At 38.7% G+C, this 25545-nt stretch carries 20 protein-coding genes; 14 read left to right on the top strand and 6 right to left on the bottom strand.

The features are described from left to right. Positions 1-217 precede the first annotated feature (217 nt). Positions 218-688: an Hsp20/alpha crystallin family protein gene (locus tag FCI53_RS16925; RefSeq protein WP_138420228.1), complete on the top strand. Its 471-nt coding sequence runs from the start codon at positions 218-220 to the stop codon at positions 686-688. 165 nt (positions 689-853) lie between these two features. Here FCI53_RS16925 and rarD read toward each other — a convergent pair whose 3' ends face one another. Then, on the bottom strand, positions 854-1819 hold the full coding sequence (gene rarD / locus FCI53_RS16930) for an EamA family transporter RarD (protein ID WP_138420229.1): 966 nt from the start codon (positions 1817-1819) through the stop codon (positions 854-856). Positions 1820-1990: 171 nt separating this feature from the next. Next, positions 1991-2170 carry a gamma-type small acid-soluble spore protein gene (locus tag FCI53_RS16935; RefSeq protein WP_138420230.1) on the bottom strand — a complete coding sequence of 60 codons (180 nt, stop codon included), beginning with the start codon at positions 2168-2170 and terminating at the stop codon, positions 1991-1993. A 164-nt stretch (positions 2171-2334) separates the two neighbouring features. On the opposite strand from FCI53_RS16935, the gene cls reads away from it, so the two are divergent. From cls to FCI53_RS16960, 5 genes are all read left to right on the top strand, one after another. Continuing rightward, positions 2335-3777 carry a cardiolipin synthase gene (gene cls, locus FCI53_RS16940; RefSeq protein ID WP_138420231.1) on the top strand — a complete coding sequence of 481 codons (1443 nt, stop codon included), beginning with the start codon at positions 2335-2337 and terminating at the stop codon, positions 3775-3777. Positions 3778-3804: 27 nt separating this feature from the next. Continuing rightward, on the top strand, positions 3805-4347 hold the full coding sequence (locus tag FCI53_RS16945) for an acyl-CoA thioesterase (protein ID WP_138420232.1): 543 nt from the start codon (positions 3805-3807) through the stop codon (positions 4345-4347). Between the two features lie 497 nt (positions 4348-4844). Continuing rightward, on the top strand, positions 4845-6737 hold the full coding sequence (locus FCI53_RS16950) for an ABC-F family ATP-binding cassette domain-containing protein (protein WP_138420233.1): 1893 nt from the start codon (positions 4845-4847) through the stop codon (positions 6735-6737). A gap of 119 nt (positions 6738-6856) precedes the next feature. Then, positions 6857-8101, top strand: a complete 1245-nt coding sequence (locus FCI53_RS16955) for an aminopeptidase (protein ID WP_138420234.1) — start codon at positions 6857-6859, stop codon at positions 8099-8101. A gap of 220 nt (positions 8102-8321) precedes the next feature. After that, a complete protein-coding gene (locus tag FCI53_RS16960) occupies positions 8322-9551 on the top strand; it encodes a TolB family protein (protein WP_425457193.1) in 1230 nt (409 codons plus the stop codon). Between the two features lie 236 nt (positions 9552-9787). Here the strand turns inward: FCI53_RS16960 and recQ are convergent, their stop codons facing one another. The 3 genes from recQ to FCI53_RS16975 form a co-directional block, all read right to left on the bottom strand. Further along, positions 9788-11929, bottom strand: coding sequence for a DNA helicase RecQ (recQ, locus tag FCI53_RS16965; protein WP_138420236.1), 2142 nt, complete (start codon positions 11927-11929; stop codon positions 9788-9790). A 448-nt stretch (positions 11930-12377) separates the two neighbouring features. Further along, the gene (gene brnQ, locus FCI53_RS16970; RefSeq protein WP_138420237.1) at positions 12378-13682 is read right to left on the bottom strand and encodes a branched-chain amino acid transport system II carrier protein; all 1305 of its coding nucleotides are present in this window, start codon (positions 13680-13682) and stop codon (positions 12378-12380) included. A 386-nt stretch (positions 13683-14068) separates the two neighbouring features. Continuing rightward, positions 14069-14248 (bottom strand): SE1832 family protein, encoded by a 180-nt coding sequence (locus tag FCI53_RS16975; RefSeq protein WP_138420238.1) that lies wholly within the window; start codon positions 14246-14248, stop codon positions 14069-14071. Between the two features lie 103 nt (positions 14249-14351). On the opposite strand from FCI53_RS16975, the gene FCI53_RS16980 reads away from it, so the two are divergent. The 4 genes from FCI53_RS16980 to dctP all read left to right on the top strand — a co-directional run bounded on the left by FCI53_RS16980 (position 14352) and on the right by dctP (position 18529). Further along, a complete protein-coding gene (locus FCI53_RS16980; RefSeq protein ID WP_138420239.1) occupies positions 14352-15203 on the top strand; it encodes a GNAT family N-acetyltransferase in 852 nt (283 codons plus the stop codon). 249 nt (positions 15204-15452) lie between these two features. Next, entirely contained in the window at positions 15453-16013 is a 561-nt protein-coding gene (locus tag FCI53_RS16985; protein WP_138420240.1) for a TRAP transporter small permease, read from the top strand. Positions 16014-16043: 30 nt separating this feature from the next. Beyond that, a complete protein-coding gene (locus FCI53_RS16990; protein WP_138420241.1) occupies positions 16044-17321 on the top strand; it encodes a TRAP transporter large permease in 1278 nt (425 codons plus the stop codon). A gap of 71 nt (positions 17322-17392) precedes the next feature. Further along, a complete protein-coding gene (gene dctP, locus FCI53_RS16995; RefSeq protein ID WP_138420242.1) occupies positions 17393-18529 on the top strand; it encodes a TRAP transporter substrate-binding protein DctP in 1137 nt (378 codons plus the stop codon). A gap of 377 nt (positions 18530-18906) precedes the next feature. On the opposite strand, the gene FCI53_RS17000 is transcribed toward dctP, so the two are convergent. Further along, entirely contained in the window at positions 18907-19998 is a 1092-nt protein-coding gene (locus FCI53_RS17000; protein WP_342774226.1) for an AI-2E family transporter, read from the bottom strand. A 221-nt stretch (positions 19999-20219) separates the two neighbouring features. Between FCI53_RS17000 and FCI53_RS17005 the strand changes: the two genes are divergently transcribed. From FCI53_RS17005 to FCI53_RS17020, 4 genes are all read left to right on the top strand, one after another. Next, positions 20220-21932 carry a phospho-sugar mutase gene (locus FCI53_RS17005; RefSeq protein ID WP_138420244.1) on the top strand — a complete coding sequence of 571 codons (1713 nt, stop codon included), beginning with the start codon at positions 20220-20222 and terminating at the stop codon, positions 21930-21932. A 311-nt stretch (positions 21933-22243) separates the two neighbouring features. After that, positions 22244-23029, top strand: coding sequence for a TerC family protein (locus FCI53_RS17010; protein ID WP_138420245.1), 786 nt, complete (start codon positions 22244-22246; stop codon positions 23027-23029). Positions 23030-23209: 180 nt separating this feature from the next. Beyond that, positions 23210-23662 carry an OsmC family protein gene (locus tag FCI53_RS17015; protein ID WP_138420246.1) on the top strand — a complete coding sequence of 151 codons (453 nt, stop codon included), beginning with the start codon at positions 23210-23212 and terminating at the stop codon, positions 23660-23662. Between the two features lie 460 nt (positions 23663-24122). Continuing rightward, positions 24123-25517, top strand: a complete 1395-nt coding sequence (locus tag FCI53_RS17020; RefSeq protein ID WP_138420247.1) for an L-cystine transporter — start codon at positions 24123-24125, stop codon at positions 25515-25517. The last annotated feature ends 28 nt before the right edge of the window (positions 25518-25545 follow it).

Here is a 25545-nt window from a genome sequence, read left to right on the forward strand (position 1 = left end):
AACTTAATACGGATTATAGATTAACCATTCTGATAAGTCAACGTTAAATTAAAAATATTCTAATAATTGACACAAAAGATAAGGTATTCTGATTAAGGTTTGCATGATTTCGATCAAACAACAATTCTGAAAACAACCTTAAAATATGCATTTGCCCATACCCTCAAGGTATCCCACTACATACAATGTAGTAAAAAAGCTAAGAGGAGGGTGAGACATGGGCAAAGGTTCGAATTATCCATCCAAAGATTTTGGTGACTTCGGCCATGATCTACTAAAAAAGATGGATGAGTTGTTTTACAGTACACCATCACAAAATATCTTGGATTCAATTGATACGTTTTTTCAACAAAATAATGCAATGGGAAAACTACCAGTGGATGTATATGAAACGGATAAGGAATGGGTGGTGAAAGCAGATTTACCAGGGATTAATAAAGAAGATATTCATGTTAATATCATCGGAGATCGCGTGACCATCCAAATTAGTAATGAGCAAGAGATGAAAACAGAAGATGAAAAAAATGCCTATTACCGCAGAGAGCGCAAAATCCAACGTGCCGAACGATCCGTACAACTTCCATATGTGATAGATAAACAAAAAACGAAGGCCCGCTTTCACAATGGTGTATTAGAAATAAAAGGACCAAAACAGCCGAAGACAGATGGTCAACTTGAGATTGAATAATAATATGTTAAAAGAAAGACGAAGGACATGGAGAGTATTCCTTTGCCCTTCGTCGTATTTGTATGCCTGTTTCGGGTGAATTTGTGCCTTGAATTTGGTGTGAGAGCTCCAATCGGTGACGATTCGTTCCTAAACATACCCTAAATCTTTAACTATCCCGGAATTTTAGTTAACATTCTTTTGCTTTTCGTCACCAATTGGTTCGGCTACATAGGCATGGTTAATAGCAGATTTTTTACTTGTTAGCTTTTGGAACCAGGTTGTTTTAGAAAGCGTGTAGATCGCTAGTGCCGTCCAAATGCAAATAAAAGCAACGAAGTGTCCTTGTGTAAATGCCTCATGGTAAAGAAAAACACCGACAATTAGCATTAATGTTGGGGCGATGTATTGTAAAAAACCGACCATAGAAAGTGAAATGCGTTTGGCGCCACTGGCAAACAGTAAGAGTGGTACAGCTGTAGCAACACCAGCACCGAATAAAATAAGTGCATCTAACTGAAATACGTTAGGTAATGTCCCTGCATTAATCTGATGGTTTATTAAATAAATTACCGCAATCGGTGTGACAATCATTGTTTCAATTGTTAAACCGAACATGGGGCTAATATCAACCGTTTTTTTCAATAATCCATAGACCCCAAATGTTAGTGCTAAAAGAATCGATACCCACGGAAAAATTCCGAAGTCTACCGTCAGATAAGTTACGCCAATAGCAGCTAATAAAAAGGAAGTGATTTGCCATTTGGTTAACCTTTCTTTTAACACAAGTATTCCGAGCAGAATGCTAATTAACGGATTAATATAATAACCAAGGCTTGCTTGGATGACATGATCGCTATTTACTGCCCAAATAAATAAGAGCCAGTTCATACTGATTACTAATGAAGCGACAGTAATGCCGATCAATTTACGTTTATCTCGAACAATGATTTTGCATTCTTGTATAAATCCGTGCCATTTTCGCATAAATAACAGAAGGGCAATCATAAATACGAACGACCAGACAATTCGATGGGACAAAATGACGCCAGCTGAAGTACCTTGCATTAATTTCCAATAAATTGGCAGGAAACCCCATAGGATATATGCACTGGCAGCATAACCCATCCCTATTTTATTTTCTTGTTCCATGTCAACATCTCCATCACGTTAAAGTCATAAAGTACAGTGTAGGATTTGTTAAACAAAAAAGCAATGGTTTTGTTTGAACACACTTTGATCAGATAGCCAGGAAAAGAAAAACGTGCATAAATGTGCACGAAAAACGAAGGAGTGTGGCATCATCCACACTCCTTAATCACCTTATTTCAATTTGTTTCGTATTTCTGAAATATCTGTATCAGAAAATGCTTGGGTGTTATGCCCACCAGTTGTTTTGGCAATATAATTTTTTGCTTCATTATAAGACATGCCTGATTGAGCATTTTTTCTTTTTACTTCATTAATATTTGTTCCGCTTGTTGTGAAAGACTTGTCATTCATAGCCAAACCTCCCTGTGCATAGTTTAATCTAATACGTTCCTATTATCCGTTAATAAATTCGGATAGAGATAAAGGAACAGGATCTAAGCCTTATTAGATTTGATTTTCAATTGTTTGTGCTATATTATGGGTAGAATATTTCACTCCGTTTGGGGGCGTACTAAATGGTGCTTGTACCGTATATTATGGGTTTTATTTTATTTTTTAACATTTTGTTGGCCCTGGCGATTGTGTTTTTAGAACGAAAAGATGCCTCAGCAACTTGGGCATGGTTAATGGTATTGCTATTTATACCTGTTGTTGGATTTATTTTGTACTTAATTTTTGGCAGAAGATTAAGTAATAAAAAATTATTTACTTGGGATACAAAAAGCCGGTTAGGTGTGAAACAAGCAGTTAACCAGCAGATGAAAGCTTTGGAGGAAGGAACATTTGAATTTAAGGATGCCCAATTACTCCCTTATAAAGATTTGTTTTATCTCCATTTGCGTAATGATGATGCAATTTTCACCCAAGACAATCAGGTAGAAATTTTTACAGATGGTCAAGAGAAGTTTAATGCATTGATTGCTGATATCCAACAGGCGAAAGACCATATTCATTTACTGTATTACATCATTCGAAGTGACCAGCTAGGAGAGCGAATTGCCAATGCTTTAATACAAAAGGCAAAGGAAGGCGTACAAGTTCGAATATTATATGATGACATGGGGTCGCGGCGTTTAAGTCGAAAGTTTATTCGTAAAATAAGAGATGCCGGTGGAGAGGTAGAAGCATTTTTCCCACCACTGATTCCCAAGGTCAATCTAAAAATTAATCATCGAAATCACAGAAAATTGGCAATTATTGATGGGAAAATCGGCTATATCGGTGGCTTTAATATGGGGGATGAATATTTAGGTTTTAATAAACGGTTTGGTTATTGGCGTGATACCCATTTGAAAGTGATTGGGGAAGCGGTTAAAAACATGCAAACACGGTTTATTTTGGATTGGAACCAAGCATCACGGAATGATATTTTTTATGATAATCGTTATTATACGACAGAACCAGTAGGAGACGTCGGTATTCAAATTGTCTCCAGTGGTCCTGATTCAGAATGGGAACAAATTAAAAATGGTTATATTAAAATGATTTTAAATGCGAAAGAATATGTTTATATCCAAACCCCCTATTTTATCCCTGATGATAGCTTGGGTGATGCATTGAAAATTGCTGCCTTATCTGGTGTTGACGTACGGATGATGATTCCAAGTAAACCGGATCATCCGTTTGTTTATTGGGCAACATTGTCGAATATTGGTGAGTTATTAAAGGCTGGTGCCAAGGTTTATATTTATCAAAATGGATTTCTCCATGCGAAAACGATTGTTGTTGATGGAAAAATTGCTTCGGTAGGGACAGCAAATATTGACGTTCGTAGTTTTAGATTAAACTTTGAAGTGAATGCTTTCTTATATAATCAACAGATCGCACAGGAGTTAACAGAAGCGTTTAACAATGATATTGAATTATCTTCTGAATTAACAGAGGATCTATATATGAAGCGGTCGAAATGGGTTCGGTTTAAAGAATCGATCTCACGTCTTATTTCACCAATTTTGTAGGTGGAGGGAAAGGAGGTCTGTTTACATATGGATGCAAAACCTTGTATCGCATCTTTAGCAGTAAAAAATTCGAATGTACTACCACCAGATACTAATAATCATGGAACATTATTTGGTGGAAAATTAATGGCATACATTGATGATATTGCAGCGATTGCCGCCAAGCGACATGCGCGCAAAAATGTTGTCACAGCTTCAACTGACTCTGTTGACTTTCTTTATCCGATTAAAGAAGGCGACTCGATTTGTCTTGAAGCGATCGTCACATGGACGCACAATACGTCGATGGAGGTTTTTGTTAAAGCTATTACAGAAGACTTGCTAACAGGAGAACGCAAAGTGTGTACAACTGCATTTATCACGATGGTAGCATTGGACGAAAATCACAAACCAACGGCAGTTCCTGGCGTCTATCCCGAGACCGAAGAGGAAAAATGGCTCCATCAAGAAGCGGCCAATCGTGCAGCCTATCGAAAAGGGCGACGAAAGAAATCAAAAGAAATGGCCAATACGTTTGGTACTGCTTTTCCATGGAATGAACAGTCGCGATTTGGCTCTAATCACGAATAGGTTTCTAAAGAAGCCACTTCTCACTGGAGGGGTGGCTTTTTTAGATGATTAAATTAGAGAGATACGCGCAAGTCCTGAGCAGTTACGCGCAACTTTGAGCTAGATACGCGCAAGTCCCGGAAACTTACGCGCAACTCGGCAATAGATACGCGCAAGTCCCGGAAACTTACGCGCAACTCGGCAATAGATACGCGCAAGTCCCGGAAACTTACGCGCAACTCGGCAATAGATACGCGCAAGTCCCGAAAACTTACGCGCAACTCGGCAATAGATACGCGCAAGTCCGGAGAAGTTACGCGCAACCCGGCAATAGATACGCGCAAGTCCCAAAAACTTACGCGCAACCCACCAATAATTACGCGAATCCGTGCTCACTGCCCACACTCTTCTAATCAATAACATACCACTAACGGAAACTATTGTTTTCAACTCGCACCACAATTCGATATACTATTTAAGTAAAGGATCATGTGCATGATGGAAAGGTGAAAAAAATTATGAGCTTATTAGCTGTTGAGAATGTATCAAAATCATACGGAGATAAAACATTGTTTCAGTCTGTTTCTTTTACCATTTCCGAGCGGGATCGAATTGGCCTGATCGGTGTCAATGGGACAGGGAAATCAACCTTGTTAAAAGTGATTGCTGGGTTAGATTCCAAAGAAACGGGAACAATCAAGCATGCCAACCAGTTTCGGTTGGAATATTTAAGTCAGGAACCAGAACTTGATCATGATTTAACCGTGTTAGAACAAATTTATTATGGGGATTCGACAATCATGCAAGTGATGCGATCCTATGAACAAGTGTTAATGCAATTGGAAGAAAGTCCGCAAGATGTAAGTTTACAAGATAAATTACTGCAAGCACAACAAAAGATGGATGAACACGATGCATGGGATGCCAATACAACGGCGAAAACAATCTTAACTAAGCTCGGTGTGACCGACTTTAATAAAAAAGCAGCACACCTGTCAGGTGGACAGAAGAAAAGGGTTGCAATAGCGAGCGCGCTAATTCAACCTGCTGATTTACTTATTTTAGATGAGCCGACTAACCACTTGGATAATCAGACGATTGAATGGTTAGAAGGGTACTTACCAAACTATAAAGGTGCACTTATATTGGTGACGCACGATCGTTATTTTCTAAATCGAATTACCAATCAAATTTATGAACTTGATAAAGGGAATTTGTACCAATATGAAGGAAATTACGAAACATTTTTGGAGAAAAAAGCGGAACGAGAAGAACTAGAATTACAAAATGAACAAAAACATAAAAACACTTTACGTCGTGAATTAGAGTGGTTAAAGCGTGGTGCTAAAGCTCGATCGACTAAACAAAAAGCACGCAAACAACGTGTCGAAGAAATGAAAGAGACTACGTTTGATACGACCAAACAAAATTTGGATTTTCAAGTTGGATCGACCCGACTAGGTAAAAAGGTCATTGAAATGGAAGGGATTAGTAAATCTTACGGGAAAGCAACCTTGTTGAAAGATTTTAGTGCCTTGATTAAACCTGGCGATCGAATTGGTATTATTGGGCCAAATGGTAGTGGAAAGACAACACTATTAAATATAATGGCGCAAAAAACTACGCCAGACCAGGGTACGATTGAAATAGGACCAACTGTAAAAATTGGTTACTATACCCAAGATCATTCGGAAATGGATGAAAACTTGCGGGTAGTCGAATATATACGTGATGTGGCCGAAGTCGTTCATACAATTGATGGGGACGTGATTACGGCAGAACAAATGCTTGAACGGTTTCTATTCCCACGTTCCCAACAGTGGACCTATATTCGTAAACTATCTGGTGGCGAACGACGGAGATTGTATTTATTACGTGTCTTAATGAAAGAACCGAATGTCCTATTTTTAGATGAGCCCACCAATGACTTGGATACGCAAACATTAGGGGTGTTGGAAGATTACTTAGATCAATTTCCAGGTGTCGTAATCACTGTCTCGCACGACCGTTACTTTTTAGATCGTGTCGTTGACCAGTTGATTGCGTTTGAACAGCAAGGTGTAACAAGCAATTTTTATGGGAATTATACGGAATATTTGGATCAACAAAAACAACTAGAAAAGCAAGCAGAGCCAAAAGCGAAAAAAGAAAAGCAAGCGAGACCAGCCAAGAAGAAGCGTAAATTATCCTATCGTGAACAACAGGAATGGAACGGGATTGAAGACCGGATCACAGCACTTGAGGAAAAGGTAGAATCGATCGAAGCAGAAATTGCGGAAGCTGGTAGTGACCTTGAGAAAGTGCAACAACTGTATCAAGCACAAGAGGAAGCGGAACAAGAACTCGAGCAACAGATGGAACGATGGACGGAATTATCGCTGTTAATTGAAGAGCTAGAAAACAATAACTAATGTGGGTTGTTGGAAAACGACAAAAAGCGACAGAATAGGCAGTCTTTTGGTAAAATAGAAATGTATGGAATAGTGAAAGAATAGAAATGCTATGGAAAGATAGAGATGGAGGTTTAAGTATGGTTGAAACAAATATGTTAGAAAAATATGCAGAGTTAGCGCTGCGCACAGGTGTGAACCTTCAAAAAGGTCAAGCGCTTGTTGTCAATTCATCGATTGAAGGGGTTGACTTTACACGAATCGTCGTAAGAAAAGCATATGAATTAGGTGCGAAAAATGTTCATGTCAATTGGAGCGATGACGAACTAACGTTATTAAAATATGAAAATGCACCAGAAGAAGTGTTAACAAACATTCCGCAATGGCAAGTGGATAAACAATTATCTTTTGCAAAAGATGGTGCAGCATTGTTATCGATCCGTTCTACCAACCCTGATTTACTAAAAGACATTGATGCAGAACGTGTTGCCAAAGCATCCAAAGCTGGTGCAGAGGCGATGAAAGAATTTAGAACGTATACGATGAATGACCGTATTCCATGGTCGATTATCTCGATTCCAACAGGAGATTGGGCACAAAAGATTTTCCCTGAAAAGTCTAAAGAAGATGCGATTGAAAGCTTGTGGGAACAAATTTTCACGATTGTGCGTGTCGATCAAGAAGATCCTGTTAAGGCTTGGGATGAGCACAATACGTTATTACGTAAAGCACGCGAATTTTTAAACAAAAAGAAATTCCAAAAGTTAGTATTCAAAGCACCTGGTACCGATATTGAATTTGAACTACCACAAGGACACATTTGGAAAGGCGGTTCTGCAAAAGTTGCTGGCACCGACTTAGACTTTAATCCAAACATGCCGACAGAAGAAGTGTTCACCATGCCACATAAATATGGCGTAAACGGTACAGTTGCAAGTACAAAACCATTAAACTACGGTGGGAATGTGATTGATAACTTTAGCTTAACTTTCAAAGACGGTAAAGTGGTGGATTTCGAAGCAGAACAAGGATACGATACCTTGAAACACTTGTTAGATACCGATGAAGGGGCAAAACGTTTAGGAGAATTGGCACTTGTACCACATGAATCACCAATTTCACAATCAGGGTTAATTTTCTATAATACGTTGTTTGATGAAAATGCGTCCTGCCATATTGCGTTAGGGAAAGCATACCCAACCAACATGGAAGGCGGCTCTGACATGAATGATAAGGAGCTTGATGAGCACGGTGTCAATGATAGTTTGACTCACGTTGACTTTATGATTGGTTCAGCAGACTTGGATATTGATGGTGTCACTGCTGATGGTGAAACAGAAGCAGTATTCCGTAAAGGAAGCTGGGCGCTGGATTTTGATGCGTAAATAATGAGATAGCCAAACAGCAACTTCTAATTATGTGGAGTTGCTGTTTTTTTGTGGGTTGAGTTTACGGTTGCTGGTTAGTTGCGGATATATCCCCTAAACTTACTGATTTCAAGCCCAAAAGCGGATTCTTCCTGTTGTAATGGCAATACTGTTGTGAACAAAAATTGCCTGATTAGAATGTTTGACCAATGATTCGATCATCCTAAAAGCAGGAGGGATGATATTGGTTTTTCGAATCATCGTATTATTACTATTCCTTAGTTTTCAATTTACAACAATGGTTAGTGCAACTTCTTCATTAACAGCAGCTTTTACCCGAGATCACCAGCTGTGGGTGAAAAACGGTGAGACAGAAATACAACTTACTGAGGACAAATATGTCTATTCTCCCAAATGGTCCTATGATGGTCGATTTATTGCTTATCTGAGTGGGGATGAGCTAGGAGAAAAAGCGGATTTATTCATTTATGATACAAAGGAAAAAGAAAACTACCAGCCATATGTAAGTGTAGAGACGACCAACTTCAAATGGTCCCCAGTTAAAAATCAACTAGCATATAATATGAACGGGGTACTTAATATTACAAAAATGGAGGAGGGGCGTCCATATGGCTTTGAAAATGTTGCGTTAGGTGTAAGTGATTTTGAATGGTTTCCAAACGGAAGGGAATTTATTGTTTCTTCTCGAGCCAGTTTACGGCCTACAGGGTGGGGGCCAGTTCCGCTTTACCGGGTCCCGATTGATGCGAATCTTTCGGAACAGCAAGTGAAGCCCTTGTTTACCCTTCAAACAGACCAAGATTTGTTTGCCGTTTCGGCAAGTGACTTTAAGTGGAGCTCTGATGGAAAGTGGGTTAGCTTTTTAGCCACTCCGACAGCTTCTTTGTCAAATGACAGTAATACTTTATGTGTGTTGTCGTCAGAAGGAGAAGATTTTCAAGTAATAGGGAACATGCTTTGGTATCAAGATTGGATAAAATGGGCACCGTCGGCTAACAAACTAGCCTATATTTCTGGAGAAGGAAGATTTTTTGTTGAGAACAAAACGACCACAATTGCAGACATACCAACTTCTAAGAAGCAAAAAGAATACACACCTAAAGGGTATGTCGATCTTGATTTGGAATGGTTTTCCCCCGATCACGTGATTGTTGCGCGTGCCAAAGAGAACAGGGAGTGGGATGAAGGCCCTGTCCCAACTATGTTCACAGAACTGTATGAGATTAACATCAAAACGAAACAACAAAAACAAGTAACCTTTCCACCAAAAAATCATTTTGATCTGGATCCGCAAGTTGTTGATTCTACTATTACTTGGTTTCGTCAGCATGAAGATCGCAACAAAGGAGAGGTATGGCTCAAGGAAGGGGTAAGTGGTCAAGAAAGGTTATGGATTAAAAATGTTGATGCAGCTCCAACTTTTTTTACTAAGAGTGGTAATCCTTGAGCAATGTCACGCGGCGGATTCGCTAGCCAGATGAGTTTGAGACATCGGGAGAGGCGTTGTCATGGTAGATTCATAAGCAGCCAGATGAGTTTGAAACAATCGAGAAGACCTGCGTACCTTGGAGTTTCAGTCAGCTGCGAGTTTATGATGTTTCATAAATAAAAAATGACTCATCCATTCTTAAATAAGCGAACGGACGAATCATTTTCAATTAGGTAAGCATAAGCGTGAGGGCATTAAAGTATCTCGTTTTTGACCAATGCGGCTTTAATCATCGTATAAGAAAAGTCATCAGGCAAGCTATCTTTCAATGGCTTTAGCTTTTTTTCTTCTATGCTTTCTCGTGCTTCTAGTATCAACATTTCTTGTTCTTCATTAAAGAATAAATCCCACTGCAGGTCGTTTCCGTCTTTATAAGCTTTGAAAAGATGGTTCGTTACCGTTTGTTCGGTTAAGTTCCGGTTTAAAGCAATTTCCCGGAGAGGGGTTCCATCTTGAAATAAATGATAAGTAATCATGTGACTTGGCTCATCGCTGGTTGTTTCATGTTTAATGGTGGATGGCGCCTCAGGTTGTGGCATTTTGGTGGGCTCCACATCGTGGTGATCCACCCATTCACCGATCACAGCTAAAAAAGCCTCGCCATATTTGTCATATTTCTTCTCCCCAACGCCTTTAATGGATAACATCTCATCTTTGATGGTCGGGAAATACCGGGACATATCCTTTAAGGATGCATCGGAAAAAATCACATAAGGTGGTACCTGTTCATCATCTGCCAATTGTTTTCGTAGTTGTCTTAGTTCTTCAAACAATGCTTCACTGAAGTCGAGTTCTTCGGTACGATCAATACGGCTCACTTGCATCCAGATTTGTTTTTCCCCTTTAAGAACGTCTGCGGCCTGTTTGGTTAGTTTTAAGATTGGAAAACGGTCATCTCCAGTGGAAAGGACACCTTCTGCAACAAGAAAATGAATAAAATTGGTGATGTCCTTTTCTTTGGTTTTCATCATTAAGCCATAGGTAGATAGGCGTTCAAAACCAAAGTCGGCAATCTTTTTGCTTTTCGATCCTTTTAAAACTTTGGCAGTTAAGCCGGCACCAAAGCGTTCACCCATTCGTTTGACACAGGATAACACCATTTGCGCCTCTTTGGTGACGTCTTCCCGTTCAATATCATGTTGGCAATTGCCACAGTTCCCGCAATCTTCTTGTAAAGAATAGTCATCGAAATATTCCAGGATATGTTTTTGTAAACAGTGATCGGTGTGACAATAGTTGATCATCGCTTGTAATTTTTTATATTCATTGGTTTTGTTTGCTTCATCCATTGGTGATTGTTCAATTAAAAATTTTTGCAATTGGATATCTTGTCCAGAGAAGAGCAATACGCACTCACTTGGTTCGCCATCCCTACCAGCACGTCCAGCTTCTTGGTAATAGGATTCAATATTCATCGGTAAGGCATAATGAATCACATAGCGGACGTTTGATTTATCAATTCCCATTCCAAATGCATTGGTTGCCACCATAATCGATAATTCGTCCTGAATAAAGGCTGTTTGTGCCTGCTTCCGTTGTTGTTCCGAAAGACCTGCATGATAGTTGCCAACAGTAAACCCTTTAGCTTGAAGAAATTCATAGAGCTGATCGGCTTGCTTACGGGTTGCGGTATAAATGATACCAGATTCTAGTTTTCTATCACTTGCATAATCTAGAATAAAGCGTTGTTTATCTCTTCCTTTGACAACATGAAATGCCAAGTTATCTCTCGCAAAACCAGTATTCACAACAAAATCTTCATCGATAGCTAGCAGTCTACGAATATCTTGAATAACTTGATCGGTTGCGGTTGCCGTTAAAGCCATCACAACTGGTAAATTAGGGATCGTCGATAGGGTTTGAACAATCGAACGATAGCTTGGACGAAAATCATGGCCCCATTGGGAAATACAATGGGCTTCATCAAATGCGATCAATGATAGTTTCATGGATTGAATGGTGCGAAGAAAGGAAGAAGATTCAAATCGTTCTGGTGCGACGTAGACAAAGGAATAGTGTCCCTGGTGGAGTTGGTCCAACCTCTCCTGTTGTTCAGAAGTGGAAAGGGAACTATTGATGTAGGTTGCTGATATCCCTAGAGAAACAAGGGCATCGACTTGATCCTTCATTAATGAAATCAATGGCGAAATAATGATGGCTGTCCCGCTTTTTGTTAGTCCTGGGATTTGATAACAAAGTGACTTTCCACCACCGGTAGGCATGATTGCTAGGGTGTTCGCATCATCTAATACATGTTCGATTACTTGTTGCTGGCCAGGCCGAAACGAATCAAAACCATAATAACTTTTAAGTAGTTGTTGTGCTTGGTCTAACATTAACATCATCCTTTTACGAGGAATTTACCATAGTGCAATCGTTGTAGCTGTATAAAGAAATGCTCGGTATGAGTGAACAGATGTGAACATTGTTATAGTTTTTTTGTAAGGTTGTTTGTTTTTTTAATTTGTCATAGGTGATAGAAACTTTGACGTAGATCAAGATGAAAACTCCAGAAACGTGTACATTAAGAAAGAATTTCCCCTCAAATATAGACGAAAACGCAAAAAACGTGCACATTAAGGAAAAAATTCCCTTCAAATATAGACGGAAACGAAATAATTGTACACATCTGGCTTAAAATTTTCGGTGAATATGAGTAATTATTTTTGAGCTACGTCGGATTCTATCTTTATTGTGACAAAAACAGATATTATTTAGAAACAACATTCCGTTAAGGCTCTTATGTGAACGATCAGTGGAATTCTCCACTGATCGCAATAAACATTATGAGTGTACGTTCACCGTGCTTTTCTGGGTAAGAAATTGAATCACTCCACCAATTATACCACCGATTATGGCAGGGACAACCCATCCCATTCCAATAGAGAAAAATGGGAGATTTTCAAGCAGTGATTGGACCAAATCAATGGTAATACCAAACTCTTTTAACCCATCAAAAAGGCTGATGAAAGCTGTTAATAAAATAGCTCCTCTAGAAATCGGGGTAGAGGCGTTTAGGAATGTTAACAAAATGAGAACAATCGCAATTGGATAGATGGCAACTAATACTGGAACAGAAATAGCAATTATCTGATTTAATCCTAAGTTGGCAACTAGTAGGCTAGCGAGTGTAATCGCGGTCACAACTGTTACATAAGGAAGTTGGAATTTATTAGAGAAAAATTGACCACAAGCTACCGTTAGTCCGATCGAAGTCGTTAAACAAGCAAGTAGAACAATAATACCTAAAATTGCCGTGCCCAATGGGCCAAAACTTTGTTCAGCTGCGGCCGACAAAATAGCCCCGCCATTTTCGAATGTCTGGTTTGCTGTCATTTTCGCTCCAATCCAACCAATCGAACTATACACAACTGTTAAGCCAATACCTGCAACAAGACCAGCTTTAATGGTGGAGGTGACAATTTTTTTGTTAGCTTGTACCCCCTGTTCGCTAAACGCTGTGACAACAATAATACCAAATGCTAAGGCTGCGATCGCATCCATGGTTAAATAGCCTTCAACAAATCCTGTGAAAAAGGGACTTGCTTGATATTTTGCTGCCGGTTCCTGAATGGTTGTATCAAGTGTGAAAAATGCTCCAATACTAAGTGCCGCAATTGCAATTACTAGTGCCGGAGTCAGCCATTGACCAATCCGATCTACTAGCTTTAATGGGCTCAAACTTAACCAAAAGACAAGCCCATAAAAAGCCAAAGTAAAAATGAGTAAGATCAAAGATTGTGTAAGTCCAGAGCCGCCTAAGAATGGTTCAACCCCCATTTCATATCCTACATTTGCTGCTCGCGGACTACCGAAGAACGGCCCAATTGCCAGGTAAATGACCGAAGAAAATACAATACTAAACATAGGATGAACGCGCATGCCAAGTTCTGCCGATTTGTTTTTTGTCAAAGATATAGCCACAACGGCAAGGATCGGTAATCCGACTCCAGTTGTAATAAAACCAGCTATAGCAATCCAATAGGATGTACCTGCTTCCATACCAAGAATAGGGGGATAAATAAGGTTTCCTGCTCCAAAAAATAATGCAAAAAGCATCAAGCCAATAACGACTGTTTTATTTCTCATAATGTACCTCCATAGATGTTGTGATCTCCGTTCTAAATTGCTAAAAAGCAGAATAATATTAACAATCAAACAACCTTTTGTCAATATTTATAGAATTTTTAGATAAATTGTCGAAATATGGACTTAATTAAAGGGGGATGCTTTACAAGATAAATGTAGATTTTGACGCGAAATAAAGCAATAAATGACCACTTAAAGAAGGCAGGTCAATATCTAACCAAAAGGGGAGAAATGCGTATTGCATGGACATCCTTTCCAGAAAAAATCTCCGAGTAAGATAAAAAAGAGCTAACCCTTTAACAAGTTTCGTCGGAGTTTTTTCTGATATACAGCATATAATAAGGCAAAAGGAGCTTGGTGACCCAAACTCCTTCATATGGCATTCCTTACTTATACGCAGCCAGTTGCTTATTCAATTCTGCAAGTTCTTCCTCTAATTGTTCTAGTTGCTTTTCGGCATTGGCCGTGTTCCCTCCAACGGAATCTAATTTTTCTAGGTCAGATTGGATGCGAATGTAATCTGATTTCACTTCATTAATTTTGTCTTCAATCTCTTTTTTTGACATGATCAATCTCCTTTTCTATTATGTATTAAATTAATTATAAACCTAACGACTAGAGAATGGCTAAAGTTTTGGTAACAAAGAATGATAGAAGGGAGCGAGACAAATGAACATTTATTTATGTACTAGTGTCGAGAGGTTTGCCACGCATGTGGAACCACTGCTATTAAAAAAGGAGGCATGTAATAACCTGCCGTTAGGTATTATCAATCAATTAATGACAACAGGTGACGCTGAGCAACACGCATATTTAGGTGTTGTCGAACAAGACCGAGAAGTTCTCTATGCCTTTTTGCAAACAGGAAAACATAATATTATTTTGCCAGATATTGATGGTGTTGATTCAAAAGCAGTGGAACTGATTGCCTCGTTTATATATAAGGAAGGCATTGAGTTTCCAGGTGTAATTGGACCTCAACATGTGGTACAACCATTTGTTCATAAATGGAAACAGTTGACCAATTGTAAGGAAAAAATACATATGAGGCAATGTATTTATCAATTGAAGAAGGTGAAGGATAGGCCGTTAGCAAACGGGCAATTGGAAAAGGCAGCAACGAAAGATCAACCGCTCATTACACAATGGCTGAAACAATTTGCCTTAGAGATAAACGAACCTCATCTATATGAAGAGGCAAATACCATGGCGAAAAAGTTTATCTCCCAACGTTCCATATATTTATGGAAAGTGGATGGCGTAGCCGTGTCGATGGTCAACCAATCGCGTAAGACGAAAAATGGCACAACAATTAATGCTGTTTACACACCAGACCAATATAAGCGTCAAGGGTATGCAACGGCGGCAGTTGCGACTATTTCCAAGCAACTATTAGAGCAAGGTTTTCATTTTTGTTCCTTATACACGGATCTAGATAATCCTACATCCAATCATATTTACAAAAATATTGGATACGAATTAGTAGGGGATTCCCTTGTATATGTGTTTTATAACAGTTGATTGTGGGTATACAAATAGTTTGAACTGTTTAGCATATCTGAGGCAATTTTTGAGTATAAATTATATATCTAGAGTATATAGGCCTATATTTAAAGTATGATGTTCCATTCTACACTGGAGAGGTTATTTGAATAAATTTTCTAAATATTAACTGTGTAGGAAATTTGTACAAACTTAACCTGTTTAATAAAATTAGAGTATCCGTTATGAAATAATAGGTTTTTCATCCGAAGAGGAGGAAACAAATCATTGAAAATATTTCAGATGCTTGATAAAGCAATTATGAGATTGGAAGAATTTATCTTAAGCTTTTCTGTTATTGTGATTTCGATTATGACCATTAGCAATGTAATTGCACGAGAAATATTTAATTCTGGATTCTTTTATTTTCATTCTGAAGTTAGTAAATTTGCGCTTGTTATTGCAACCTTTATGGGAATTGCCTATGCAGCGAGAAAAGGTAGACATATAAGTATGTCAGCTTTCTATGACTTTGGTTCATTCAAAGTTCGAAAAGCAATGATGATTTTGATTCATTTTGTAACAGCCATTGTTATGTTAGTTTTAGCCTATTTTTCATTAAATTATACGATTTCAGAGTTTGAAAGAGGGACGGTTACGCCATCGTTACAGTTACCGCAATACTTAATGGTTATTTGGATTCCGCTTGGATTTTTTATGGCTGGTATACAATTTCTTCGGAATATGTGGATTAATATTCGGGTGAAAGATAAAGTATATCTAGGCATTGATGCGGAAGATTACAATGACAAAGAGAATAGTGAGATTGCCGAAGAAATTCGCGTTTAAAAAAAGATACCATATAGAAAGGAATCTATTATGTTAGGGACATTAATTGCCATTATGGTTATTTTGCTATTGCTGAACTTTCCAATGATGGTTCCGCTAATAGTAGCTCCAATTGTTGTTCTTCTAATATTTTTCCCTAATTTAGGACCAGACCTGCTTATGGATCAACTTATAACAGGTATTGAATCACCAGTCCTAATTGCTGTCCCACTATTTATTTTTGCGGCAGACATTATGACCTCGGGGAAAACTTCCAATCGACTACTAGATTTTATTGGTGCATTCGTTGGACATATTCGCGGTGGTTATGCTATTACAACGGCGGCCGCTTGTACGTTGTTTGGCGCTATTTCAGGTTCTACACAGGCAACCGTAGTAGCGATTGGTCGACCAATGCGTGAACGATTATTAAAGGTTGGTTATAAAGATTCAAAAGCAATGGCACTAATTATTAATTCCAGTGATGTGGCTTTGTTAATTCCGCCAAGTATCGGGATGATTATTTATGCATTAGCAGCAGGAACAGGTGTATCTGTAGGGGACTTATTTATAGCAGGGATTATCCCTGGGATTATGGTCTTCCTAAGTTTTGCCATATATAATTTCATTTATGCAAAAATTAAGAATATTCCGCTAGCCCCTCAGGTTACTTGGAGAGAACGATTTATATCATTAAGAAGAGCATTATTGCCTCTAGGTTTCCCTGTTTTAGTAGTTGGTGGGATTTACACAGGTATCTTTACACCAGTAGAAGCTGCAGGCGTTTCTGTGCTTTATGCGTTTTTATTAGAATTTATTTTCTTTAAATCGATTCATATCAAACAGTTGCCGAAGATAGCTCTATCAACAGGACTTGTAACCTCAGCTGTCTTTATATTAGTCGCTGGCGGGCAAGTGTTTACATTTCTAATTGGGTACGCAAGAATACCTCAACAAATAACCGAGGCAGTGCTAGGTACTGATCCGAGTGCGATTTATGTGCTGATTATTGTTAGTATTTTCTTCTTTGTTGGTTGTATGTTTGTTGATCCAATTGTTGTTATTTTAATCTTAACACCAATTTTTGTTCCGGCGGCTCAAGCTGCAGACATAGATTTAATTCATTTAGGTGTAATTGTTACATTCCAAGCAGCGTTAGGTTCAGCAACACCACCATTTGGGGTAGATATTTTTACCGCCAGTGCGGTGTTTAATAAACCATATTTAGAAGTTATTAGGAGTACACCACCATATATTGTGATGTTGTTAGTCATTGGTGTGTTACTCATTTTATTCCCGGAATTATCACTGATGTTAATTCCAGAATAAGGTTAGGTTTTAAAGGATTCTTATTTTAATAGAAATATGAATCTTTAAAATAAAAAAATTTTTAGGGGGTAATGGTTATTATTAACAAAAAGTTTTTATTCACGTTTCTAACTGTTCTAACACTTAGTATGTTGTTAGCAGCATGTGGGGACGATGCAGGTACAGAGGCAGACAATGGGGCAGAAAATGATACAGGAGAAACAGAAAATACTGAAGATACAAATGAAGGCAATGGTGATGAAGCAGCATCAGAATTTGAAAATGCTACTTGGCGTATGATTACAGAAGAAGTGGATGGCCAAGTACAATATGAATATGCAGAAGAGTTCGCTAATCGTATTAATGATAAAACAGATGGTGCGATTACAATTGAACCATATGAATATGGTCAACTTGGTAGTGAGGTAGACCAAGTAAACCAACTAGAACAAGGTGCAGTTGAACTTGCTGTTATGTCACCTGGTTTCACTGGAAACATGGTAACAGAAGGACAACTTTTCTCACTTCATTTCTTATTCCCAGCTGATGGGGAACAAACGCAAGAGATTTTAAACACAAGTGATGCGCTTAACACAGATCTTCGCGAAAGATATGAAGAACATGGAATTTCACCGCTAGCTTATTGGACTGAAGGGTTCATGGCGTGGACTAGTAACGTAGGTATTGAAGAACCATCCGACTTTGATGGGCTTAACATGAGAATTCAAGAAACACCATTAATGCAAGAGACATATAGCGCATATGGTGCAACAACACAATCTATGAGTCAAAGTGAATTGTACACGGCATTAGATCGTGGAACAATTGATGCGCAAGAAAACCCAATTTTCTATATTTATGATATGTCATTCCAAGAAGTACAAGATACGGTAACACTTTCAAGACATAACAGTTATATTGCAATGACGACGGTTAATACGGATTGGTATAATGGCCTTGATGAAAATGTGCAAGCTGTCATTGATGAAACCGTAGAAGAAATGCAAGATTGGATCTATGAAGAGCAAGACCGTCAAAATACAGAATACCTAGAATTGATGCAAGAAGAAGAAGGTATGGAAGTAATTGAACTTACCGAAGATCAACGTCAAGCATTTAGAGATGAAGCTCTTTCTGTTCATGACTACTACCGTGAAGAGCTTTCTGAGGTAGACGGTGCAATTCTAGATCAACTTGAAGAAGAAATCGCTGAAGTTACAGGAGAATAATAGAACAATAGAAAAAGTCCCAAGTTGCTTAGGCAGCTTGGGATTTTTTTTGATGTCTAAGAAATTATAAAAATGTGACGCTGTGGATTACTAATTGCAGTGTAAGCCATGTCCGCGAAGCGCTAAAGCTGTAGCGCAACTTCCCTCACCTCGGGCCTACAGGACAAGGAAAACTACGAGTAGTTTTGCGTGATTCTAATGGGCATCCGTTCCTCAATTTCCATAAAAATTTGGGAGGGGCGGCCATTTATTCCTTGATTTGAAGCATCTAGCGTACCTGTCACCCCAATTTGTGCTTTTAATGAAACAAATGTCAGCTCCAAACTCCACTCAACATCAGGATAGAAAATACCACGACCACCACAAACTAGTAACTCTTAAAATAGATTTTTTTCCCCTTCTGGTTGTTGGCTACGCCATTCAAAATAAAAATGAGAAATAATTGTTTTCACCACTGCATATGCTGGAATGATAAACAACAACCCAAGAAATCCTGCAATTCCACCAGCCGCAAGAATTAGTGTAATTACTGTTAGTGGGTGGATTTGTAGGACGCGCCCCATAACATTTGGAGATATAAAGTTACTTTCAATCTGTTGGGCAACGACCATTACAACAATTGCCCAAACTGCGACCATTGGGTCTTGAAAAAAACCAATTAAAACAGCAGGTACGGCAGATAGAAATGGGCCGACAAATGGGATGAAGTTCATCACAAGTGCAAATAATGCGAGTGATAACGAATAATTAAGTCCAATGATAATATAACCAATATAAAGCATGATACCAACGCATAGACTGACAATAAACTGTCCTTGGATGAAAGATGCTAATGTATGGTTGATATTGATCATTAGTCTTGCAAAACTTGCCGATTTACGTTCACTAAGAAATTTAGTGATAAAGGGTACCAATTTTTCCCCGTCCTTTAACATAAAGAATAAGAAAAACGGGATAAGGAAAAACGAAAATACAAAACCAAATATTTGCCCAATGGCATCAAATAAAAAAGAGGTGATCATTTGAACGTAATTATTTAAGTTTTCCGTTACATTTTGGATCATATTCTCTAGTTGTGGCGGAATAAACTCTTGATTATTTTGCCATAGAATTAATAGTTTTTCTGCGTTATTGACCCAAGTAGGGGTATTGTCCATTAGTCTAGCAAATTGTTGCTGGACAATTGGTGCGATAAAAATAACAATGAAATACCCTAGCAAAATAATTAATAGAAATACAATCAGAATGCCTAGCACACGATGCACTTTATATCGTTCCAACAAATTAACAAGTGGATTGGTAACATAAAAAATAATCCCGGCTCCAATAATTGGAACAGCGATTGCAGTTAAATACGCACCGACTGGAACAAATACAAATGTCGTTTCTGAAATTAAGTATATTAAAGCGAAAATTAGGATCGCCGTTATTAATACTTTAAAACTCTTTTTATGAACCAAAAAAATCACACCCTTCTCACGATAGCAATATATAAATCTAGCATAGCATATTTTATAACAAGGTTGTCCTAATTTTCCAATTTTTACACACGAATAAACAATAAAATATCATATGGGACAAGGGGACAGGGTTGTTGTCCCGCCCTTTAAATGGGACAATGCCCCTGTCCCCTTGTCCCTAATTGTGGTAAAATTTGACTAACGATTGATGGATAATAAGGAGGAGTAAAATGGCTTGGCAGGATACATATAAGAAATGGAAGGAATTTTCATTACTTGATTCAAATTTAAGACAACAATTAGACGAGCTTTCATCTGAAAAAGAATTAGAGGATGCCTTTTATAAAGAATTGACATTTGGAACAGGTGGAATGAGAGGCATGTTAGGACCTGGTACCAATCGTATGAACATTTATACGGTCCGTAAAGCGGTGGAGGGTCTTGCGAATTACTTAAAAGAAAACGTTTCAAATTATGACACAAGAGGTGTGGCGGTTGCCTATGATCCTAGATACATGTCACAGCAGTTTGCGATTGAAACTGCAAAAGTATTAGGCGCGCATGGGATTCAAACTTATGTGTATGAATCACTACGCCCGACACCAGTACTTTCCTTCGCGGTACGCTATTTACACGCTGCTGCAGGGGTAATGATTACTGCTAGTCACAATCCACCGGAATACAATGGATTCAAGGTTTATAATGAAGATGGGGGACAATTGCCACCACAAGAGGCATCAGCAGTGATTGAGAAAGTACAAGCGGTAGAAAGTGAATTAACCGTTCCTGTAAAGACGCAGGAAGAGGTAGAACAGAGTGGATTACTAACATGGATTGGTGAGAAAGTGGATCAAGCATACTTAAACCAACTCTCAACCTTAACTAATACAGAAGCCGATAAAAACTTGAATATCGTGTTCACTCCGCTACATGGAACAGCTTACGATCTTGTCTTACGTACATTAAAACAAGCTGGTTTTGGAAACATCCATGTCGTAGAAGAACAAGCAAATCCAGACCCAGAGTTCTCGACGGTAGCATCACCAAACCCAGAAGAACACCAAGCGTTTACAATCGCGATTGAACAAGGCAAACAAGTAGATGCAGACATTCTGATTGGGACAGATCCTGACGCAGACCGGCTAGGAGTGGCTGTTAAGGACGGCAAGGGGTCCTACCAAGTTTTAACCGGTAACCAATTAGGCACATTGATGCTTGACTTTATTCTCTCTCAAGCGAATGAACAAGATAAAACGCATGGTCAATTAGTGAAAACAATTGTGACGTCAGAAATGGGTCGTACCGTTGCATCTCACTATGGCATTAATACGATTGATACGTTAACAGGATTTAAATATATTGGAGAGAAAATCAAACAGTTTGAAACAACTGGAGACAAATTTTTATTTGGTTATGAGGAAAGCTATGGCTACTTAATTGGAGATTTTGTCAGAGACAAAGATGCGGTACAGGCAGCACTCATTGCTAGTGAACTGGCTAACCATTGGAAACAAAATGGAAAAACATTATTACAAGCACTTGAAACGTTATATCAACAACATGGCTATTACTTCGAAGACATGACATCGTTGACGCTAAAAGGAAAAGATGGAGCCCAGCAGATTGCGGCAATTATGGAAGATATCCGAAAACAACCTTTTTCAAAGATTGGTGGTCTGCAAGTAAAAGCGATAGAAGATTATCATATCGGAGAGCGGTCAATCATACAATCAGGTGAGACGGAAAAAATCGAGTTACCACAGGAAAATGTGCTTAAATTTATCATTGAAAAAGATAGTTGGGTATGCCTAAGACCATCTGGTACGGAACCGAAAATAAAGTTCTATTATGGTGTTTCGAGTTCATCACGACAAGAAAGCGAAACATTACTAACTCAGTTAAAAACCGAACTACAACAACGAATCGATACAATTATCAAGTAAATGGGACATGGGGACAGGGGCATTGTCCCAGTATGGCCTGGGACAACAAACCTGTCCCCGTGTCCCATAATTGACTTTTTTCACTTATATCGATATCATGTTAATAGTTTAAAGGGGAGTAGCTGTACAATTAACGTCGTCATTTCGAGAGTAGTCTCTCTCCGGCGTGATTGGCAACGAACATGTTGTTAGCGAGACCTTTACCGTTTGAGGTAAAGGTCTTTTTTTGTGGCCTTTACCGCGTTGTGGTAAAGGCCACTTTATGTTTTTAGCTAGATCACCCAAGGTAAATACAGAGAAGGAGTGGTGTTGTGGACATACAACTATTAATTGAGTATGGTTGGGTACTGATTGTGCTAGTCGGGCTAGAAGGAATTTTAGCTGCTGATAATGCACTTGTATTAGCGATTATGGTAAAACATTTACCAGAAGAACAACGAAAGAAAGCTCTATTTTACGGATTAGCAGGGGCTTTTGTGTTGCGTTTTGCTTCATTATTTATTATTTCGTTTTTAGTCGATGTATGGCAAGTGCAAGCACTTGGTGCGGCATACTTACTATTTATTTCAGGCAAGCATTTATATGATACATTTTCGAGAAAAGAGAACGAGGAAGAGGAACCTGATGAAGTGGAGGCTAAAGGAAGCGGCTTTTGGATGACTGTTGTCAAAGTTGAATTAGCTGATATTGCTTTTGCAGTTGATTCAATTTTGGCAGCAGTAGCACTAGCTGTTGCTCTTCCTGTAACAGGTTTACCGAATGTTGGGAGTTTAGATGGCGGTCAATTTGCCGTTGTATTAGCAGGTGGAATGATTGGTTTAATCATCATGCGATTTGCAGCAAATGTATTTGTACGCTTATTACATGAACGACCAGGACTAGAGGTAGCGGCATTTGTGATCGTTGGTTGGGTCGGTGTGAAATTAGTAATTAGTGTGTTAGCACACGATGCAGTACATATGTTACCACACGATTTTGCCCATTCCACCATATGGAAAGTGATCTTCTATGTAGTGTTAGTTGGAATTGCGGTTGCGGGTTGGTTTTTATCTTCCAACAACAAACAGGAACAGGTGCAAAAACAAGAACAAGCATAAACTTGTCATGTGATATATCTAATGAAAGTGACCAATCCGATTATGGAGTTGGTCGCTTTTTATTAGATGGGGAAGGCTGAGAAACTTTTAAGATGTTCATTAAAATAATGCAAATTTCTTTTACCCCACAAACATTTCCTATTAAAATAACTATTAAAACGTTGGGAAAGGGATGGTTGAATGGCAACACATCATTTTCATTTAAAAGCAGATTGGCCTGGTGGACGTAACGCGGTGGGGAACATTGATGCAGGAAATTTAAAGACTGAGATTTCGATCCCACCTGAGATGGATGGCCCTGGTGTAGGCACTAACCCGGATGAAATGTTACTTGGTGCAGCGTCCACTTGTTATATCATTACACTGGGCGCCATGTTTGAGCGGGCAGATTTACCAATTGATTATATGGATTTACAGTCAACCGGAGTGGTGGATGTGACCAAAGGAGTTTTTACCTATCAGAAAATAATTCATAAACCTACTGTTATTATGAAAGCCTCCGCTACGGAACAACAATTGACAAAAGCCAAGCAATTAACCGAAAAAGCGGAACAATCTTGTATGATTTCCCGTGCAATAAAGGGAAATGTCGAACTAGAGTTACAGGCAAATGTGGATATCCAGTCAAAATAATGAGAACGTCTATGTTTGAAGTGCACGGCTTCAAGTATAGACGTTTTTTTAGCGTTTAAAATCGTAGCTAGGATCTTTTGAAAAGTTTGGTTGTTAATCTAGTTTCGCAGTTGATAGAAACTTAGACGTAGAGTAGATCTTAACATACTCTAGAAACGTAGTATTTGGTAGGGAATTCTTCCGAATGCAGGCGGTAACGAAATAAACGAGTACATCTAGCTAAAATAAAGCCGTTAATATACACGATAACGCGAGAAACGTGCACATTAAGAGCGGATTTCACCGCAGGTATAGATAAAAATGAAATGTATATTTGGTGATAATGATGAAGTTTATGTTAATTCCGTTTCTAAAAATAATTTTACTTTCATATCATTGACAGAAAAGTAATACAGTTGTAATATAATACCAAGTTAATTCATAGGAATTGTAAACATTAATTCAAAAAGGAGGAGAAAAGATGAATACTTTACTAATTATAGTGAATATCGCGATTATGTTTGGACTTATTAGTGTTCTTTATTATATGCAAAAACAACATGTATCTTTTAGTAAACGCGTATTCACTGGTTTGGGTTTAGGAATTTTATTAGGTATCTTTTTACAAATTGCTTATGCGGCAGATTCTGTCGTGGTTAACACGACAACAGATTGGTACAACATTGTTGGTCGAGGGTATGTCAGTCTGTTAATGATGATTGTTATTCCTTTGGTAATGGTGTCCATCATTCAAGCTATAATGAACCTAGAAAAAACAGTTGAACTAGGTAAAATGTCAGCTTGGATTATTGGGATTCTAGTTGCGACTGCTATGGCAGCCGCTATTGTAGGTGTTGGGACAGCATCGATCTTTGATTTGAATGCAGACCAAATTGAAGCAGGTCAAGCTGAAAGTGCTCGAGGGGAAGCATTAGAAGAAACATTAGGTACTGTTGAGGACCTAACGATTCCACAGCAAATTTTGAGCTTTATTCCATCCAATCCATTTGAAGATATGACAGGAGCTCGTTCAACATCGACGATTGCCGTTGTTATCTTTTCCGTGATTGTTGGGGTTGCGGTACTCGGGGTTCGGCGGAAGCAACCAGAACAAGCGGCTCGCTTTATTGACTGGATGAATGCTGTTTATGCAATTGTCATGAGAATTGTTACGTTAATTCTTCGTTTAACACCATATGGTATTTTAGGTTTAATGGCGAATACGGTAGCAAGCACGAATGTTGGCGGAATTATCGAACTTGGAAAGTTTGTAGGCGCATCCTATGTGGCACTACTTGCTATGTTTATCATCCATTTAGTAGTGGTAGGTTTGTTTGGCTTAAATCCGTTTACATTCCTACGTAAAGTGTTACCAGTATTAAGCTTTGCTTTCACATCACGTTCTAGTGCTGGTACGATCCCGCTAAATATCCAAGCACAGAAAAACAGTTTAGGTGTTAACGAAGGGATTGCTAACATGTCAGCTTCGTTTGGAGCAACAATCGGTCAAAATGGTTGTGCCGGGATTTACCCAGCGATGCTAGCTGTCATGATTGCTCCGTCCCAAGGAATTGATCCGCTCGCGCCAGGATTCCTTATTCAACTTGTTCTTATTATTGGTATAAGTTCCTTTGGTGTGGCAGGTGTTGGTGGTGGTGCTACATTTGCAGCATTAATCGTGCTATCATCTATGAACCTACCAGTCGCACTAGCTGGTCTACTAATCTCTGTAGAACCGCTCATTGATATGGGCCGTACAGCGTTAAATGTTAATGGAGCCATGTTATCTGGTACCTTAACATCAAAAATTATGAAAAAATTAAACTTGCAAACTTATAACAACCCAGCAGCAATTGAAAAAGATACAGCTGCTTAGGCATCAAAGCCCTCCAACGTTGGAGGGC

It is taken from the genome of Aquibacillus sediminis (assembly GCF_005870085.1).
Taxonomy (GTDB): domain Bacteria; phylum Bacillota; class Bacilli; order Bacillales; family Amphibacillaceae; genus Aquibacillus_E; species Aquibacillus_E sediminis.

Excerpts from the sequence above, each read along its gene's own strand:
- FCI53_RS16925 (WP_138420228.1), top strand. The coding sequence starts at position 218 with ATGGGCAAAGGTTCGAATTATCCATCCAAAGATTTTGGTGACTTCGGC.
- rarD (WP_138420229.1), bottom strand. The coding sequence starts at position 1,819 with ATGGAACAAGAAAATAAAATAGGGATGGGTTATGCTGCCAGTGCATAT.
- FCI53_RS16935 (WP_138420230.1), bottom strand. The coding sequence starts at position 2,170 with ATGAATGACAAGTCTTTCACAACAAGCGGAACAAATATTAATGAAGTA.
- cls (WP_138420231.1), top strand. The coding sequence starts at position 2,335 with ATGGTGCTTGTACCGTATATTATGGGTTTTATTTTATTTTTTAACATT.
- FCI53_RS16945 (WP_138420232.1), top strand. The coding sequence starts at position 3,805 with ATGGATGCAAAACCTTGTATCGCATCTTTAGCAGTAAAAAATTCGAAT.
- FCI53_RS16950 (WP_138420233.1), top strand. The coding sequence starts at position 4,845 with ATGAGCTTATTAGCTGTTGAGAATGTATCAAAATCATACGGAGATAAA.
- FCI53_RS16955 (WP_138420234.1), top strand. The coding sequence starts at position 6,857 with ATGGTTGAAACAAATATGTTAGAAAAATATGCAGAGTTAGCGCTGCGC.
- FCI53_RS16960 (WP_425457193.1), top strand. The coding sequence starts at position 8,322 with ATGATATTGGTTTTTCGAATCATCGTATTATTACTATTCCTTAGTTTT.
- recQ (WP_138420236.1), bottom strand. The coding sequence starts at position 11,929 with ATGTTAGACCAAGCACAACAACTACTTAAAAGTTATTATGGTTTTGAT.
- brnQ (WP_138420237.1), bottom strand. The coding sequence starts at position 13,682 with ATGAGAAATAAAACAGTCGTTATTGGCTTGATGCTTTTTGCATTATTT.
- FCI53_RS16975 (WP_138420238.1), bottom strand. The coding sequence starts at position 14,248 with ATGTCAAAAAAAGAGATTGAAGACAAAATTAATGAAGTGAAATCAGAT.
- FCI53_RS16980 (WP_138420239.1), top strand. The coding sequence starts at position 14,352 with ATGAACATTTATTTATGTACTAGTGTCGAGAGGTTTGCCACGCATGTG.
- FCI53_RS16990 (WP_138420241.1), top strand. The coding sequence starts at position 16,044 with ATGTTAGGGACATTAATTGCCATTATGGTTATTTTGCTATTGCTGAAC.
- dctP (WP_138420242.1), top strand. The coding sequence starts at position 17,393 with ATGGTTATTATTAACAAAAAGTTTTTATTCACGTTTCTAACTGTTCTA.
- FCI53_RS17005 (WP_138420244.1), top strand. The coding sequence starts at position 20,220 with ATGGCTTGGCAGGATACATATAAGAAATGGAAGGAATTTTCATTACTT.
- FCI53_RS17015 (WP_138420246.1), top strand. The coding sequence starts at position 23,210 with ATGGCAACACATCATTTTCATTTAAAAGCAGATTGGCCTGGTGGACGT.
- FCI53_RS17020 (WP_138420247.1), top strand. The coding sequence starts at position 24,123 with ATGAATACTTTACTAATTATAGTGAATATCGCGATTATGTTTGGACTT.